A 16326-nucleotide genomic window follows, 5' to 3' on the forward strand; every position below is an offset into this window, starting at 1 on the left:
GTCCCCGCCGAGTTCCACGAGCACCTGCTCGACATCAGCCACGGCCACCCACTCACCCTGTCCATGCTCGTCGACGCGGTGCGGCGAGGCGGTGGTGTACTGCCGCGCACACTCGGGGACCTGCCCGACGTGGTGCGCGGATTGCTGACCCGCACCCTGGACGAAGTGCCGGGTCCGCAGCCACACGACCAGGACGGCGAAGGCCACCCACCAAAGGATCTTGACGGCGAAGCCAGCGCCGGTGCCGCCTCCGCGGCGGCCAGAAGCTGCCCCAGTTCCAGATCCCCGCCGCACATGGCAACCTCCTGTCCGTTGCCGCTCCTTCTTCCCCGGGTTCGCCCGCCTTCACCCAGTACATCCATCGCCCACTCGCGGTTTCCTCTTTCGCCGGGATCTGATTGACGCGTTGACCCCGCCTAGGCTGTGGACCGGCGGTGAGGTTTCTCGGCCGCCTCCCCGCCAGCGGGACATCGGTTGCCGCGGGTTCAGGTGTGCTGATCAGGCTGATCTCGCCGGCTGAGGCTAGCTGCCTTCGGCGCGCAGTCGTTCGTTGATGCGCTGGGCCTCTGCGAGCTGGTCTTCGAGGATGACGATGCGGCAGGCGGCCTCTATGGCGGTGCCCTGGTCGACGAGTTCGCGGGCGCGGGCGGCGATGCGCAGCTGGTAACGGGAGTAGCGACGATGTCCGCCCTCGGAGCGCAGCGGGGTGATCAGGCGGTGTTCGCCGAGGGCTCGGAGGAAGGCGGGTGTGGTGCCGAGCATCTCGGCGGCCCGGCCCATGGTGTAGGCGGGGTAGTCGTCATCGTCGAGAGGGGCGACGGGACGGGAACCGGCAGGCGGCATAAACCTCTTCTTTCGGGGACGCGTCGGGGGGCCCGGGTGCCAGTACCGGCACCCGGGCCCCGAGCTTTCAACACCATCTACCGGCGTACTGCGCCGGCCTTCTTGTTCCGCAGGGGCCGCCTGGGAGGGCGGGACTGCGGGGATCGCGAATGCGTGACCGGGGACCACCTTCCAATCCGGGGTCTTGCGGTACCCGGGCGGACTGCTTTCCTCGCCCGGGCGATCCCGATGGCGTTCTGCTCCTTACCTCTCGATTGCGCGGATAACGCGAGTGCTGCTCACAGCCCCGCCGGGGCCGTGTCCTTCTTCTACCTGCACAGCAGTTCATCCCTGCTGTGCCCACTTCGACTTCTGGGTACGTAGTAACTCTAACCATGCGACGTCGAAATGTCTACTTCCACCATGACAGTTTTTCTCTGCGGAGTACACGTGATCTTCTACCGCAGGCACTCCAGGGGGCGGGCCACTCGAATGGCGGTCCCTTTCTTACGGCACAGCAGTCCTCGGTGAGACCGGCCCAGTGCTCGCCCACGCAGACATCAAAGAGGCAGGTGCCTTGTGCGGCTCGGCGGGCGGTGACGAGGGCCCTGAGATGCCATTGGAGTCCATGGCTGCAGTCTCACAGTGGATCGTGGGCTGCCCCAGCCTGGTCGGCGCCTCCACGACGTCACCGCCTGTCGCCCGGCCGTTCCGGACGCTCGCCGCCCTGCCCTCGAGGTCGTGGCGTCTGATGCGGCTGATGCCCGCCACGACTGTGGCGGGCATCAGCGGAGCGCGGACTGACGGCGTACGCGGAGGCGGGAGTGGCAGGGCGGGGACCCGGAACGCGAGTGTTGCCAGGGAGACTCTTCCTGCATCGTCGAGGTCCGCCACTGAACTGCCGTCTTTCTCACCCGGGTCACAGCCGTCGGCTGTGTTTCGACGGTGTCGGAGCGCATCCTGAGCCTGGCTCAGCTCGTGGTGACCGGCTGAGCCTTGGCGGAAGCGGCGGTGGAGGTGGCGGTGTGGGACAGCCATCCGGAAATTCCGGTGACCGAGCAGGCGGACCCGTACCGGGCGGGCCGGAACGGCGTGGAGATCGTGAAGGCTGTTGCGGCCGACCTCACTGTTCTGCCTGAGGCGGCTGGCAAACGGGTCACCGCCTGGATCGATCGCCGCCCATCGGCCTGACGCTTGCCTGGCGGGTGCGTCAGGCTGCACTCAGTGCGCAAGCTGTCGCGTCATCCCCGGCGCCGCTGGCCGCGATCTGCGCCTGGATCATCGGCGGCAGGAGACTGGGCCGCGACCGACGGGTCCCGGAGCCGACGCTGGCGCGGTCCGGCGACGCCACCGGCTGACGGCGCCGGCCCGTCCGTGGACGCTCCTTCCCACCGGGTCGGTGCGCCGCTGGATCACGGTATGCGCTCGTGACAGCGCGGGCGGCCCGGTCGGCGGCTCACCGGTGCCGTACGAACACCGGCAACCCTGCCGATCGGCCGCTACGGCCGGGCCGGGCGCCTTCGGCTCGTCGCGCGCACCGCGCCGCTGTCCTCGGCCGCGCGCCACGACGTCGGCGCCCTGCTGAATCGGGGGCCGCTGCTGCGGCGACCGGGACCGCAAGCCACCCGCTGGGCCGGTACCCCTGGTCGGCATGCGGCCGGGCCAGCCCCGGCCCGGGGGGCGTCGACGGCAGGAACAGTGCCGCCACCGCATGGCGGCCTTCAGCCGTCTCTGACTCCCGGCCGCTCCTCCCTGCTGCTGGACCTCAACACACCACGAACGTCGACGGCTTGACGGTGACTGCCCGATGTGCCGTCGCTGCCGGTGACTGGCTTGGGTGGAGTGCCGTATGCCATCGGGGTTCCCACCGCTGCGGTGACAGCGCCGACGGATGCCGATCGTCTTGGTCGTCCTTGTCGGCGTCCTGAACTTGGAGCCTGCAGAGGCCCCTCGCGCAGGAGCCGGCGGGGTGGTGATCGGCTGGCCGGATCTGCAGGGCGGGTGCGCTCGACGGTCAGGAAGCCGGGGGTGATGACCTCGTACGACCTCTCGGGTGGTCAGATCGCGGTAGCCGTCGCGTGCCTGGTGCGCCAGGCGTGCTTCTTGGCCTGGTTGCCGCAGGTCTCCATGGAGCACCAGCGGCGGTTTCCCGGGCGGGAGGTGTCGAGGAACCAGGCGGCGCAGTGCGGTCCGGAGCAGGCCCGTACCCGGTCCAGGGCGGGCGAGGTCGCCAGCGAGAGCGCGTCGCGTGCGATGTCGGCGAGGACCGCGCCCACCGGGTCTCCGGCGGTCCAGGTCACCGAGCCGGCCGCGTCGAGTACCGGAACCGGGGGAGCTGCGGCGGCGGCCCGGTTCAGCAGTCCCCGCTCCTTCGGCGGGCAGCCGGCGGGACCAGCCGGCGAGCGGGCCGCCGTGAGCAGCGCGTACACCGCCTCCCGCACCGCGCGTGCCTCACCGAGCACGCCCTCGGCCGGGGCCGGGATCTTCGTGCCGCCGGGATACGGGCCCAGCTGGGCCACCCAGGCGGCCAGGGCCTCGGGGGTGTCCAGTTCCTCGGTGGCGCCGTCCATGCCGCGCAGCCGGAGCGTGCGCATGAAGTCCAGGCAGATCCGGCCGGCCCCGCTGCGGAAGCGGGGGGCCGCTGGTGTGTCGGGCATGCGAACCACCCTACTGCGGAACCGGTTTTACTGGTACCGTCCAGGAACCGGTTAAACCAGTTCCCGCTTTCTCGTTCTCCCGGTGGAGCCCGTGCCTCCACCGGCCTTCCTGTCTCCGTCCCCTTCCCCTTCAAAGGTGTGCCGTGTCCGCTGGACCTCCCTCCGCTCCGTCGCCGACGCTGAGCCGGCACCTGATCCTGCTGCTCTCCATCGCCTGTGGCGTCGCGGTAGCAACCATCTACTTCCCGCAGGCGATCAGCCCGCTCATAGCCGACGGCCTGCACGTCTCCCCGGAGTCCGCGGCCGTCGTGGTCACCTGCGCCCAGCTCGGCTACGCGGCCGGCATCTTCCTGCTGGTCCCTCTCGGCGACCGGCTGCGCCACCGCGGCCTGGTCACCACCCTGCTGCTGGTGACCTGCGCAGGGCTCGTGCTCGCGGGCACCGCCACCGCCCTGCCCCTCCTGGCCGTCGCCAGCGCTCTGGTCGGCCTGACCACCGTGGTCCCGCAAATCCTCATCCCCATGGCGGCGGGCCTGGCCGAACCGGAGCGCCGCGGCGCGGTCACCGGCACCCTGCTGTCAGGCCTGATCGGCGGCATCCTGCTGGCCCGCACCTTCTCCGGTATCCTGGGCGACTGGTTCGGCTGGCGCGCCCCCTACCTGGTGGCCGCCGCTCTGGTGCTCGTCCTCACCCTGGCGCTGGCCGCCGTGCTCCCGGCCACCACACCGAGCACCGACCAGGCCTACCCCGCCCTGCTGACGGCCTCCCTGCGGCTCCTGCGCACCGAGCCGCTGCTGCGCCGCTCCGCTCAGTACCAGGTGCTGGTGTTCGCCGCCTTCAGCGCCGCGTGGACCGCACTCGCGCTGTACATCACCGGTCCCGCCTACAACCTGGGCACCCCGGCCATCGGAGTGCTCGCCCTGGTGGGCGCGGCCAGCATGTTCGCCACCCCGATCGCCGGGCGCCGCACCGACCGGCAGGGCCCCGACGCCGTGAACTCCGCGTGCATGGTGGGCGCCATCGCCGCCGGCGCCCTGCTGCTCACCGGTCGCCTCGGCGGGTCCGTCGGGCTGGCCGGCCTGGGGGCCGGCATGCTCCTGCTCGACGTGGCCATGCAGTCCGGCCAGGTCGCCAACCAGGCCCGCGTCTTCGCGCTCCGCCCGGAGGCCCGCGCCCGTCTCAACACCGCGTACATGACCTGCGCGTTCCTGGGCGGCAGTGCCGGCTCGTGGCTCGGGGTACGCGCGTACTCCGCCTTCGGCTGGAACGGAGTGTGCAGCCTGGTGATGCTCCTGGCCGGCCTCGCCCTCCTCCGGCACGCCCTGCGCACCCGCCCGGTCGCGACTCCGGAACCCCAGCAGGTCACGGCCCCCACCCCCGGAACGGACAGCGCACCGGCCGCCCCCTGAGGCCACCGCCCAGACCGGGGATTGCTCCTCCCACCGCGAAAACGCCCCCGCCGTCCGCCGTGAACACAACCCGGCACCCGTAGTGACCAGAAGCACGACAACCTGCTGAAACCACGCAGCGAACCCGCCGTCTGAGGCCCGAAGTGAGCTCTGGTTGCGCGATCACAGCGCGGCGGCACGCCTGCGGCAGAACTACCACTTCGGGCCCGTGAAGATCGCCATGTACCTCAAGCGGTACCACGACGTCACCATCAGCAATTCCGGCGTCTGGCGCATCCTCAACCGCCTCGACATGGGCCGCCTGCCGGCCTCCCAGCGCCACAAGCGCCACGACCGCAGATGGAAGCGGTACGAGAAGCAACTGCCCGGCCACCGCGTGCAGATCGACGTGAACTTCATCGAGCCGCTCGCCTCGATGCCACAAGGTCGCCGGGGCGGCCGCAACAAGTACTTCCAGTTCACCGCGATCGACGACTGCACCCGCCCGCGCGTCCTGCGGATCTACCCGACACTGAACCAGGCCACCGCCATCCACTTCCTCGACTACGTCATCCAACGCAGGCCGTTCCAGGTCGAGGTCATCCAGACCGACGACGGCGCCGAGTTCCAGTCCGCGTTCCGCTTGCACGTCCTCGACAAGGGCATCGCCCACGCCTACATCCAGCCCCGCACACCGCGCCTGAACGGCAAGGTCGAACGCTCCCACCGCATCGACGCCGAAGATGGAACAGCGCACGCACACCGTTTCGTCCTGCACCCACGCCCCCGCCCGCACGAACGCGTGTTGCCGTTCGCGGCGGATACATGAAGTTAACTCCCGGGACTCAGGGGTGAGACCAGTCCGGCCCACCATCGCCATACCTGTCGATCGACAGGTATCCCTCGACCGACCGGAGATCCGGTGATGAGAAGGCCTGAAATCCCCTCTGGACAGGACCCTTACGGCGGTGTCACGACCCTTGCCGTCCCCGTCGGCTACCAGCAGGAACTGCGCCGCGGAGTCGGCGGCTTCGCGTCGTTCGCCGCGGGCTTCTCCTTCGTGTCGATCCTCACCACTGTCTTCCAGCTCTTCGGCCTCGGCTACGGTCTCGGCGGCGCGGCCTTCTTCTGGACGTGGCCGCTGGTCTTCGCGGGCCAGTTGTTGGTCGCGCTCTGCTTCGCCGAACTGGCGGCACGCTGGCCCATATCAGGGGCGGTCTACCAGTGGTCGAGCCGGCTGGCCGGCACCACGGTGGGCTGGTTCGTCGGCTGGATCATGATCATCGGGCAGGTCCTCACCGTCGCGGCGGCCGCGATCGCGGCGCAGGCCGTGCTGCCGGGCATCTGGTCGGGGTTCCAGATTGTCGGCGGACCAGGCGCAGATCCCTCGGTCGGGTCCCCGACCGGCGCGCGGAACGCAGTACTCCTGGGCTGCGTCCTGCTGGTGATCACCACGGTGGTGAACATCCTGGGCATCCGCCAGATGGCCGCCGCCACCAGCTTCGGCGTGACGGTCGAGATCATCGGTGTGGTCGCGCTGGTGCTGGTGCTGTTCTTCCTTCCCGAGCGGGGGCCGCAGGCGGTGGTCCAGCACACCGGCTGGGCCGGCCACGGTGGCTATGCCGGGGCCTTTCTCGCGTCCTCGCTGATGGCGGCGTACGTCATGGTCGGCTTCGACTCGGCGGGCGAGCTGGCGGAGGAGACCCACAGCCCGCGGCGGACCACGCCCCGGACCATCCTGCGGGCGCTGGTCACGTCGGGCGTCGGCGGCGCGCTGCTGATCCTCGCCGGACTGATGGCGGCACGCAGCCTGACCGACGGCAAGCTGGCGGCGGGCGGTCTGTCCTGGGTGCTCACCGACCGGCTCGGCGGGGTGCTGGGCCGGCTGCTGCTGTGCTGCGTGGCGGTCGCCGTGTTCGCGTGCACCCTGGCCGTGCAGACCTCGGGGGCACGGATGATGTACTCCATGGCGCGCGAGGGCGCCCTGCCGTTCCATCGGCGTCTGGCAAAGGTCTCGGCCCGCACGGGTACGCCGGTCACCGCCTCGATCGTGGTGGGCGCCGGTGCCGCGATCGCGCTCCTGGTCGACGTCCGGCAGTCGGCGATCTTCACCGCCCTCTCCAGCCTCTGCATCGCCATGCTGTACCTGGCCTACCTGGGTGTGACGCTTCCGCTGCTCATCGCTCGGATCCGGCACCGGAGCGCGGGCGGGCTTCCGCGCGGCGTCGACGAGAGCGGGCGGCCCCTGTTCTCGCTGGGTCGCTGGGGAGGCGCGGTCAACGCGGCCGCGGTGCTCTACCAGGCCGGTATGACGATCAACCTGATCTGGCCCCGCGCCGAGATCTACGACCTCACCGGCGGCACGTGGTGGCTGCGGTGGAGCGCCCTGCTCTTCATCGGGCTGAGCCTCGCCGCCGGTGCCGCCTACTTCGTCGCCCGCCGGCTGCACCGCCGTATCGAACTCAGGCACGTACCCCACACGCACACCGAGCCGCCCGCCGGGACCCGCACCGTCACCGAGCCGGCCTGACGGATCCGGTGGCGGCCCGGACGACGCGCGGCACACCGGTCGAGCACCGGTGGAGCGCTGATCGCCCACCGCCGACATTCACACGACCCATCGACGAGAGGATGACGGGACATCCATGACCACGCGCGATCTGCACCTGACCGACAGCGTCCGCAGCGCCCGCGACGACGCCCGTGCCCAGAGCGGCCAGGGCAGTGCGTGGATGCCGTACCTTCCGGCATCCGGCAGCCCGTACCGCCCGCCAGGGGTGGAACCGGCCGCACTGGTGTGGGCGGAGACGGTGGCGCCCGGCGGCTACACGCACAAGGTCCTCGCCCGCGGCAGCCGGCTGCGGTTCGACGACCCGACCGGTGACGCCTGTGCCCACCTGCTGCTCTTCAACGCGCTGGAACCGGTCGAGCGGCTCAACGTCGCCGACACCCTGAAGATCCCGTGGCAGGCCTACCTGGGCGAGAACCACCCGCTGCTGTCCGGTGACGGCCGGGTCCTGGCCGTCGTCAGCGGTGACTCCTCCGGCCGGCACGACGCCTTCTGCGGCACCACCACCGACGCCTGGAACGAGCACAAGTACGGCGACGCCCGGCCCGAAGGGCCGTCACCGTCCGGCCGATCCCTCTTCCTGAAGGCCGCCGCCAAGCACGGTCTGGGCCGGCGCGACCTGCCGCCCAGCCTGTCCTTCTTCCAGGGCGTACGCGTCGAGCCGGACGGCGCCCTCGCCTGGCTGGGCGGCGCCGGACCCGGCACGCACGTCGAACTCGTCGCGGAGATGCCACTGCTGGTACTGGTCGCCAATGTGGCCCACCCGCTGGATCCCCACCCGGACTACGTCGTCGGGCCGCTGCGGGTGCACGCCTGGCGCGGCGCCCCGACCGGCCCGGACGACCCGCGGGCCACCGCCACACCGGAACTGCGCCGGGCCTACCTGAACACCGTCGACTACTGCGAAGCCCGGGGACTGTGACATGGCGACCACGCGGACCGAGAACACCCCGACCGTCCACCCGACCGTCTCGGGCGGCACCCTCGCCTCCACCGTCCCGGTCGGCGCGGTGTACGCGGAGGGCTCCCGGCTGGAGCGGGGAGCGAGCCTGGTCGAGGGCGCCGTCGTCCTCGACGAGACGGTGGCGCCCAACGCGCCCTGGTCGGCAGTGGTGAGGAAGGGGCACGTCCTGACGATCGTCGACGTCGGCGGCAACCAGTCGGCCGACTGCCTGCTCTACGACGCCGACGACCCCGAGGAGCGCTACAGCGTCCCCGACACCCTGGCCTGGCAGGGCAACGCCTATGTGCGCACCGGCACCGTGCTGCGCAGCAACGAGGGCCGCCCCCTGATGACCGTCGTCGCCAACGAGATCGACCGCCAGGACACCATCGGCGGCGCCTGCGGCAAGGAGTCCAACACCCTGCGCTACGGCCACCATGTGATGTTCCAGCACGGCTGCCGCGAGAACTTCCTCGCCGAGGCCGGCCGTCGGGGCCTCGGCGTGCGGGACCTCGTCTCCAACCTCAACTGGTTCATGAACGTGCCTGTCGAGGCGGACGGCGCGCTGGGCATCGTGGACGGCATGTCGGCGCCGGGCCGGCGGGTCGCGGTGCGCGCCGAGCGGGACGTCCTGGTGCTGGTGTCCAACTGCCCGCAGATGAACAACCCCTGCAACGACTTCAACCCGACCCCGCTGCGGATGCTCGTCGTGGACCCGGTACCGGCCGTCGGCGGTCCACGGTCCGCGGCGGCCGCCCGCACTCCGGAGGGAGCCGCGTGACCCGCCCAGCCACCGTTCTCGTCGCCAACCGCGGTGAGATAGCCCGCCGTGTCATCCGAACCGCGAGGAAGATGGGTCTCGGTACGGTGGCCGTCTTCTCCGACGCCGACCGGGCCGCTCCGCACGTCCGCGAGGCCGACCACGCGGTGCGCCTCGGCCCGGCGCCCGCCCGCGAGTCGTACCTGCGCGGTGACGCGATCATCGAGGCCGCGCTCGCCCAGGGCGCCGGGATCATCCACCCGGGCTACGGCTTCCTCTCCGAGAACACCGCCTTCGCCCGTGCCGTGGAGGAGGCGGGCCTGAAGTTCGCCGGGCCGACCGCCGACCAGATCACCGCGTTCGGCGAGAAGCACACCGCGCGCGCCCTGGCCAAGGCGGCCGGAGTACCGCTGCTGGCCGGGACGGAGCTGCTCGCGAACGCCGAGGAGGCCGTCACCGCGGCCGGAGCGATCGGGTTGCCCGTGATGGTCAAGGCGACGGGCGGTGGCGGCGGCATCGGTATGCAGGCCTGCGCCACCACCGAGGAGGTGCGCGAAGCCTTCGCCCGCGTCGCGGCGCTCGCGGAGTCCCACTTCGGGTCGGCCGGGGTGTTCCTGGAGCGCCTGGTGCGTCCCGCCCGCCATGTCGAGGTGCAGGTCTTCGGCGACGGCACCGGCCGGATCGCCGTCTTCGGCGACCGCGACTGCTCGCTGCAGCGCCGCAATCAGAAGGTGATCGAGGAGGCCCCGGCCCCCGCCCTGCCCGGCCATGTGCGCGCCCTGCTGCACGACTCCTCACGGCGGCTGCTCGCCTCGGTCGGCTACCGGGGCGCGGGGACCGTGGAGTTCGTCTACGACCCGGTGCGCGAGGAGGCCGCCTTCCTGGAGGTCAACACCCGCCTCCAGGTCGAACACCCGGTGACGGAGGAGGCGTACGGAGTCGACCTCGTCGAACTCATGCTCCTGCTGGCCCGCGACGGCGGGGTGGACGACACGGTTTTCGAACGGGAGTGGACGCCCTCCGGGCACGCCGTGGAGGCCCGCGTCTACGCCGAGGACCCCGGCAGGGACGCGTTGCCCAGCTCAGGTCTGATCACCCGGGCGGTCTTCCCCGGCCAGGGTGCGGACAGTATGCCCGGTGTCCGCGTCGACGGCTTCGCCGAGACCGGTCTGGAGATCTCGCCGTACTACGACCCCATGCTCGCCAAGGTGATCGCCAAGGCACCGAGCCGGGATGCCGCGTTCGACGTGCTCGGCCGGGCGCTGGCCGGGAGCCGGGTGGACGGCATCGTCACCAACCTGGGCCTCCTGCGGGCGCTGACCGTCCGAAGTGAGGTGCGCGAGGTGGTGCACAGCACCAGCACGCTCGACACCGCCCGCGACCCCGAGCCGCGCATCGACGTCCTGGTGCCGGGAGCGATGACCACGGTCCAGGACCTGCCGGGCCGGCTCGGCTACTGGCACGTGGGCGTGCCGCCGAGCGGCCCCTTCGACACCGTCTCCTTCGCCGAGGCCAACCTGGCCGTCGGCAACCCGGCCGAGGCGCCCGGCCTGGAGGTCACCGCGGGCGGGCTGACCCTGCGTTTCTCGCACGCCACCGTGGTCGCCGTCACCGGCGCTCCGGTCCCGGTCACCGTGGACGGCACCGCCGTGGCCCTGTGGGAGCCGGTGCCGGTCCCGGCCGGCTCCACCCTCGTGCTCGGCGTCTGCCAGGGGCCCGGCCTGCGCAGCTACGTGGCCTTCCGAGGCGGCATCGACGTACCCGACTACCTGGGCAGCGCCTCGACCTTCACCCTCGGCGGCTTCGGCGGGCACGGCGGGCGGGCGCTGGTCACCGGGGACGTGCTACGTCCTGGGGCCTTCCGGACCGCCCACGGCGGCCCGGTCCCGGCCGAACGCCGGCCCGCGATCACCTCGCACTGGCGGATCGCCGTCACCGAAGGCCCGCACGCGGCGCCCGAGTTCTTCACCCGCGAGGACATCGACACGCTCTACGCCACCGACTACCAGGTGCACCACAACTCGGCCCGCACCGGCATCCGACTGATCGGGCCCAGGCCCCGGTGGGCCCGCCAGGACGGCGGCGAGGCCGGACTGCACCCCTCCAACATCCACGACACGCCGTACGCGGTGGGCGCCCTGGACTTCACCGGCGACACCCCGATCGTGCTGGGCCCCGACGGGCCGTCCCTCGGCGGGTTCGTCTGCCCCGCGGTGGTCGCCGGCGTCGACCTGTGGAAGCTCGGCCAGCTCCGCCCCGGCGACACTGTCCGCTTCGTACCGGTCAGGGAAGCCGAGACGGCCGGCCCCGACGCCCGTCGGTCCTCGCCCCCGCCGATCAGCGCCGGCGGCGACGGCGACGACGGCGTGCTCGGCCGTCTGGAGCCCACCGACGACCGTCCCGGCGTCACCTACCGCCGCGACGGCGACGCCAATGTCCTGGTCGAGTACGGCCCCATGGCGCTCGACCTCGGCCTGCGGATGCGGGTGCACGCGCTGCAGGAGACCCTGGCCGCCCACGCGCCCGTCGGCATCCTCGACGTCACGCCGGGCATCCGGTCGCTCCAGATCCACACCGACGGACGGCGCCTGCGACCTCGTCAGCTCGCGGACCTGCTGCGGGAGCTGGAGGAGGAGGTGCCGCCGACCCACGAGCTGGTGGTCCCCTCGCGGACGGTGCGGCTGCCGCTCAGCTGGGATGATCCGGCGACCCGGCTGGCCATCGAGCGGTACATGGCCGGGGTGCGCGACGACGCCCCGTGGTGCCCGTGGAACATCGAGTTCATCCGCCGGGTCAATGGCCTGGACACCGCCGACGACGTGTATCGCACCGTGTTCGACGCCTCCTACCTGGTGCTCGGCCTCGGCGACGTCTATCTCGGCGCCCCCGTCGCCACCCCGCTCGACCCCCGGCACCGTCTGGTGACCACCAAGTACAACCCGGCCCGCACCTGGACCGCGGAGAACTCCGTCGGTATCGGCGGCGCCTACCTGTGCGTCTACGGCATGGAGGGCCCCGGCGGCTACCAGTTCGTCGGCCGTACCGTGCAGATCTGGAACCGGTTCCGCAAGGGCGGCCTGTTCCAGGACTCGCCGTGGGCGCTGCGCTTCTTCGACCGCATCGAGTGGTACCCGGTCAGCGCGGAGGAGCTGCTGGAACTGCGCGCGGAGACGGACGCGGGCCGCGGTCGCTTCGAGACCGAGGAGGGCACCTTCTCGATCGCCGAGTACAACGCCTTCCTGGCGGCCGAAGCCGACTCGATCGCGGCGTTCCGCAGCCGGCAGAGCGCCGCGTTCGAGGAGGAGAAGCAGCGCTGGCGGGCCGCGGGCGAATTCGACCGTTCCGACGCGCCTGAGCCCGTGACCGCCGGCGCGGACGCCGCCGCCGTCACCCTTCCCGACGGCGCGGTGCCCATCACCGCGCCGTTCACCGCCACCGTCTGGCAGACCGTCGCCGAGCCCGGAGCCGCAGTGGCCGAGGGCGACCCGATCCTCTCCCTGGAGGCGATGAAGATGGAGTCGAAGGTCAGCGCCCCGGCCACCGGGACCCTGCTGGAGATCTACGTCAAACCCGGTGAGCAGGTCGCCCCCGGCCAGATCCTCGCGGCGGTGCGGGCATGACCGCCGGGACACCCGCCGCGCGTGTCGAGGCCGCCTACGACCGCATCGCGAGCGCCGGGCGGCCCGAGATCTGGATCCACCTCAGGCCGCGCGAGGACGTGCTCGCCGAGGCAGCCGGGATCGACCCGGCGCTTCCGTTGGCCGGTCTGCTGGCCGCCGTCAAGGACAACATCGACGTGGCCGGCCTGCCCACGACCGCGGCCGCCCCGTCGTACGCCTACGTCCCGCGGGCCGACGCGCCCGCCGTGGCGCGGCTGCGCGCGGCCGGCGCGGTGGTCCTCGGGAAGACGAACATGGACCAGTTCGCCACCGGGCTGGTCGGCACCCGCAGCCCCTACGGCGCGGTGCGCAACGCCTGGGACCCGGCCCGCGTCTCCGGTGGGTCGTCCTCCGGCTCCGCCGTCGCGGTCGCGCTGGGCATTGCCGACCTCGCGCTCGGCACCGACACGGCCGGCTCCGGCCGGGTGCCCGCCGCCCTCAACGGCGTCGTCGGGGTCAAGCCCACCAAGGGCCTGATACCCGTGACCGGGGTGGTGCCCGCCTGCTACACCCTCGACTGCGTGACGGTCTTCGCCCGGGACCTGCGACTGGCCCGCCTGGCCGCCGAGTTGGCCGAGGGCACGGACCCCGCCGACCCGCTCTCCCGTACTGGCGCCCAGTTGCCGCCGCCCCCTGCCCGCCCGAGGATCGCGGTCCCGGCAGCGGAGCACCTTCAGGGCATGGCCGACAGCTGGCGCGAGGCCTTCGACGCGGCGGTCGCCCGGCTGGCGAACACCGGCGCGCAGATCGTCGAGTCCGACATCACCCCGCTGCTCCAGGCGGCGGAACTGCTGTACGGCGGCGCGTTCGTCGCCGAGCGGTACGCCGCCGTCGGCGCGCATCTGGAGAAGCACCGTGATCTGATCGGCACCGACCTCGACCCCACCGTCGCCGCCATCGTGCTGGCGGGCCGGAAGAAGACCGCCGCCGACTGGGCCGCCGACACCGCCCGGCTCGCCGCGCTCGGGGTGGCCGGACGCGCGGTGCTGGACGGCTGCGCGGCGCTGTTGACCCCTACGACGACCTGGCATCCCAGCCTTGAGCAGGTGGCGGCCGATCCGGTCGGCGCCAACGCCTTGTTGGGGCGCTTCACGAACTTCGCCAATCTGCTGGACTGCGCCTCGCTCGCCGTTCCGGCCGGGTTCGTGGACGGCCTGCCGTTCGGCGTGATGTTCACCGGACCGGCCTTCTCCGACCGCGCCCTGGCCGTCCTGGCCGAGCGGTTCGCCAACCCGGGGCTCGACCTGTTCGTGGTCGGCGCCCACCTCACCGGGCAGCCGCTCAACGCCCAGCTGGTGCAGGCGGGCGGCACCCTGGTGGGCCCGGCGCGCACCACCGGCGACTACCGGCTGTACGTCCTGGCCACCGAACCGCCCAAGCCGGGCCTGGTCCGGGTCGCCGAGGGCGGGGCATGCACCGGAGGTGGGCAGGTCGCCGGGAACGGGGCAGTCGGTGCTGAGCCGGGCATCGAGGGTGAGGTCTGGCGGCTCCCGGCGGCGGGGTTCGGGGCGTTCACCGCCGCCGTCCCCCCGCCGATGGCCATCGGTACGGTCGAACTGGCCGACGGGCGGCGGGTCAGCGGCTTCCTCGTCGAGCCGTACGCCGTAGAGGGCGCCCCCGACATCACCCACCACGGCGGCTGGCGGTCCTATACGGCCTCCACGTGACGGGGAACGTCCGCATGCCGGGGTGGTGGCAGGATGGGGCCATGACGACGACGCGTCCCCGTCAAGGCAGGCCCCGGCACACGCCGCCGTCCGCCCCCGGCACGTCCGCCCGCGAGCAGATCCTCGACGCGGCCGGGGCCCTCTTCGTCGAACGCGGGGTCGCCGGTACCAGCACCCGCACGATCGCCGAGCGGGTCGGCATCAGACAGGCCTCGCTGTACTACCACTTCTCCACCAAGGAGGACATCCTCGCCGAGCTGCTGGCCACTTCCGTACGGCCCAGTCTGCAGATGGTGGAGCGGATCCGGGCACTGGTGCCGGAGCGGACCGACGCGGCCACCGCGCTCTACGCGGTGGCCGCCGTGGACGTACGCACCCTCTCCCGCACCCCCTACAACATCGGCACGCTCTACCTGCTGCCGGAGGTGCGGGCCGAGCGCTTCGACGCCTTCTGGGCCGAGCGGGGCCGGCTCCAGGCGAACTACGGTGCCCTCGGTGCCCTCGCGGCAAGCGAGGACGTCGCCCGGAGCCTGCCGGCCGAGCGGCTCGGCGAGCTGCTGATCCAGCTGGTGGAGGTCGTCATCCAGGTACGGCGTTCCCGTGAGTTGGAAGCGGCCGACACGGATGCCGTCGCGTCGTCCTGCCTACGGCTGTGCGGGCTGGCCGAACCTGCCGTGGCCGCCGCCAGGGACGAGGCCCGGGTACTGCTGAGCTGACGAGCTCGCGCACGGTCGGGGGTGAGTCGAGACCCCGTACAGGCCGACCCATCAGTACCGGCGCAGGCCCTCAGCTCCGTCGATGCAGCCCCGGATCGATGTGTGGCTCAGAGCCGTCCCTGCCAGGAGCAGGCTGCCGTTCCCCTGATCGTCACCGGGAGGCTGAGCACCACGCCGGAGGTCGCGGCCGGGTTGTTCACCCCGTACCGGGTCGTGGTGACGAAGAGGCGGTTGTCGTCCGGGTGCAGGCACACCGAGGTGGGGTGTGGGGCGGGGACGGTCACGGTGTGGAGCAGGAGGCCGCCCTCGAACTGCTGCCGCAGCCGCTCGGCGATATGGACCGTACTTGCGAATCGGAGGGTACGGTCGACGAATTACCACGCCTCGTCGGTCAGTTGTTCCAGCGTCATTCACGACGATCACCGCATGTCCTGCGACGACGAACCCGAAGCGTCTGCCACCGATGGCCGGGCGATAGACCTACCGCCCGGAGCGCGGCATCCGTACGACCGCCGTCCCTGCGGCCAGGTCCACCGTCGTCCTGTTCGGCGGGGCCCCGTCATCCTCGTTGTCCGGCATGACCAGGGATGACTGCCGCTCCTTCAGCTCGTTCTGCTTGCCTGGGGAAAGACTCGCATGCAGTTGCTCGAATCCCGTCGCTGATATCTGCCCCTGACGTGCGCTGTTCCGCCACGGCAGCACGCCTGCCCGCCCCGCGCGCAACAGCAGCTGGTCAACGAAGGCCAGCAGCGTCAGCACGATCACCAGCCCGGGTAGGGTCATGAAGAAGACGAATGGCATGTCCCCAGTATCCGGGCCAGGTCTGCGGGCAGTCACCCTCGCTCAGTTGGTCTCGCACCTGACCGGCTTGGAACCGGCCCGAAGTACTCAGCCGTGGTTCGCCGATTTCCGAAGGTCCGCTACGAGATCCTTCTTCGACACCTTGCCGACCGGCGAGAGCGGGAAAGTGTCGTACACCTCCAAGGACTCGGGAGCTTGTGTCCACTCCCCCGCAGTCCTTCGGCGCGGGGCCCGACAGCGCGGCAGCCCCGCCAGGCCGTGATCCGAACGGGACACCGTTATTCTCACAGTCCCTGATCACCGCGATGGGTCCGCCGAGTCGGAGGTGGGCCCGCACGATCAGG

14 protein-coding genes are annotated in these 16326 nt (G+C 71.6%); 9 read left to right on the forward strand and 5 right to left on the reverse strand.

Annotated features, from left to right (window positions below):
- Positions 1-207 (reverse strand): hypothetical protein (locus tag ACFY01_RS15475; RefSeq protein WP_390736233.1); only part of this gene is annotated, 207 nt, incomplete at its 3' end.
- Positions 208-522: 315 nt separating this feature from the next.
- A complete protein-coding gene (locus tag ACFY01_RS15480; RefSeq protein ID WP_390736234.1) occupies positions 523-843 on the reverse strand; it encodes a MerR family transcriptional regulator in 321 nt (106 codons plus the stop codon).
- 975 nt (positions 844-1818) lie between these two features.
- Between ACFY01_RS15480 and ACFY01_RS15485 the strand changes: the two genes are divergently transcribed.
- Positions 1819-2013 (forward strand): hypothetical protein, encoded by a 195-nt coding sequence (locus tag ACFY01_RS15485; protein WP_390736235.1) that lies wholly within the window; start codon positions 1819-1821, stop codon positions 2011-2013.
- Positions 2014-2879: 866 nt separating this feature from the next.
- On the opposite strand, the gene ACFY01_RS15490 is transcribed toward ACFY01_RS15485, so the two are convergent.
- On the reverse strand, positions 2880-3479 hold the full coding sequence (locus ACFY01_RS15490) for a CGNR zinc finger domain-containing protein (RefSeq protein WP_390736236.1): 600 nt from the start codon (positions 3477-3479) through the stop codon (positions 2880-2882).
- Positions 3480-3622: 143 nt separating this feature from the next.
- On the opposite strand from ACFY01_RS15490, the gene ACFY01_RS15495 reads away from it, so the two are divergent.
- The 8 genes from ACFY01_RS15495 to ACFY01_RS15530 all read left to right on the forward strand — a co-directional run bounded on the left by ACFY01_RS15495 (position 3623) and on the right by ACFY01_RS15530 (position 15181).
- Positions 3623-4888 (forward strand): MFS transporter, encoded by a 1266-nt coding sequence (locus tag ACFY01_RS15495; RefSeq protein ID WP_390736237.1) that lies wholly within the window; start codon positions 3623-3625, stop codon positions 4886-4888.
- Between the two features lie 154 nt (positions 4889-5042).
- Complete coding sequence (locus ACFY01_RS15500) at positions 5043-5696, forward strand: DDE-type integrase/transposase/recombinase (RefSeq protein WP_390736238.1); 654 nt, start codon at positions 5043-5045, stop codon at positions 5694-5696.
- Positions 5697-5792: 96 nt separating this feature from the next.
- Complete coding sequence (locus tag ACFY01_RS15505) at positions 5793-7397, forward strand: amino acid permease (RefSeq protein WP_390736239.1); 1605 nt, start codon at positions 5793-5795, stop codon at positions 7395-7397.
- 115 nt (positions 7398-7512) lie between these two features.
- On the forward strand, positions 7513-8358 hold the full coding sequence (locus tag ACFY01_RS15510) for an urea amidolyase associated protein UAAP1 (protein ID WP_390736240.1): 846 nt from the start codon (positions 7513-7515) through the stop codon (positions 8356-8358).
- Between the two features lies 1 nt (position 8359).
- A complete protein-coding gene (locus ACFY01_RS15515) occupies positions 8360-9160 on the forward strand; it encodes an urea amidolyase associated protein UAAP2 (protein WP_390736241.1) in 801 nt (266 codons plus the stop codon).
- Positions 9157-12759, forward strand: coding sequence for an urea carboxylase (uca, locus tag ACFY01_RS15520; RefSeq protein WP_390736242.1), 3603 nt, complete (start codon positions 9157-9159; stop codon positions 12757-12759). Before ACFY01_RS15515 ends, uca begins: the two co-directional genes overlap by 4 nt.
- Positions 12756-14465 (forward strand): allophanate hydrolase, encoded by a 1710-nt coding sequence (locus ACFY01_RS15525; protein ID WP_390736243.1) that lies wholly within the window; start codon positions 12756-12758, stop codon positions 14463-14465. The genes uca and ACFY01_RS15525 overlap by 4 nt, the downstream gene beginning before the upstream one ends.
- A gap of 41 nt (positions 14466-14506) precedes the next feature.
- Positions 14507-15181: a TetR/AcrR family transcriptional regulator gene (locus tag ACFY01_RS15530; RefSeq protein WP_390736244.1), complete on the forward strand. Its 675-nt coding sequence runs from the start codon at positions 14507-14509 to the stop codon at positions 15179-15181.
- 107 nt (positions 15182-15288) lie between these two features.
- On the opposite strand, the gene ACFY01_RS15535 is transcribed toward ACFY01_RS15530, so the two are convergent.
- Positions 15289-15465 (reverse strand): hypothetical protein, encoded by a 177-nt coding sequence (locus ACFY01_RS15535; protein WP_390736245.1) that lies wholly within the window; start codon positions 15463-15465, stop codon positions 15289-15291.
- 196 nt (positions 15466-15661) lie between these two features.
- Positions 15662-15982 carry a DUF6191 domain-containing protein gene (locus ACFY01_RS15540; RefSeq protein ID WP_390736246.1) on the reverse strand — a complete coding sequence of 107 codons (321 nt, stop codon included), beginning with the start codon at positions 15980-15982 and terminating at the stop codon, positions 15662-15664.
- Positions 15983-16326 lie beyond the last annotated feature (344 nt).

The organism is Streptomyces sp. NPDC001480 (genome assembly GCF_042894725.1).
Taxonomy (GTDB): Bacteria; Actinomycetota; Actinomycetes; order Streptomycetales; family Streptomycetaceae; genus Streptomyces.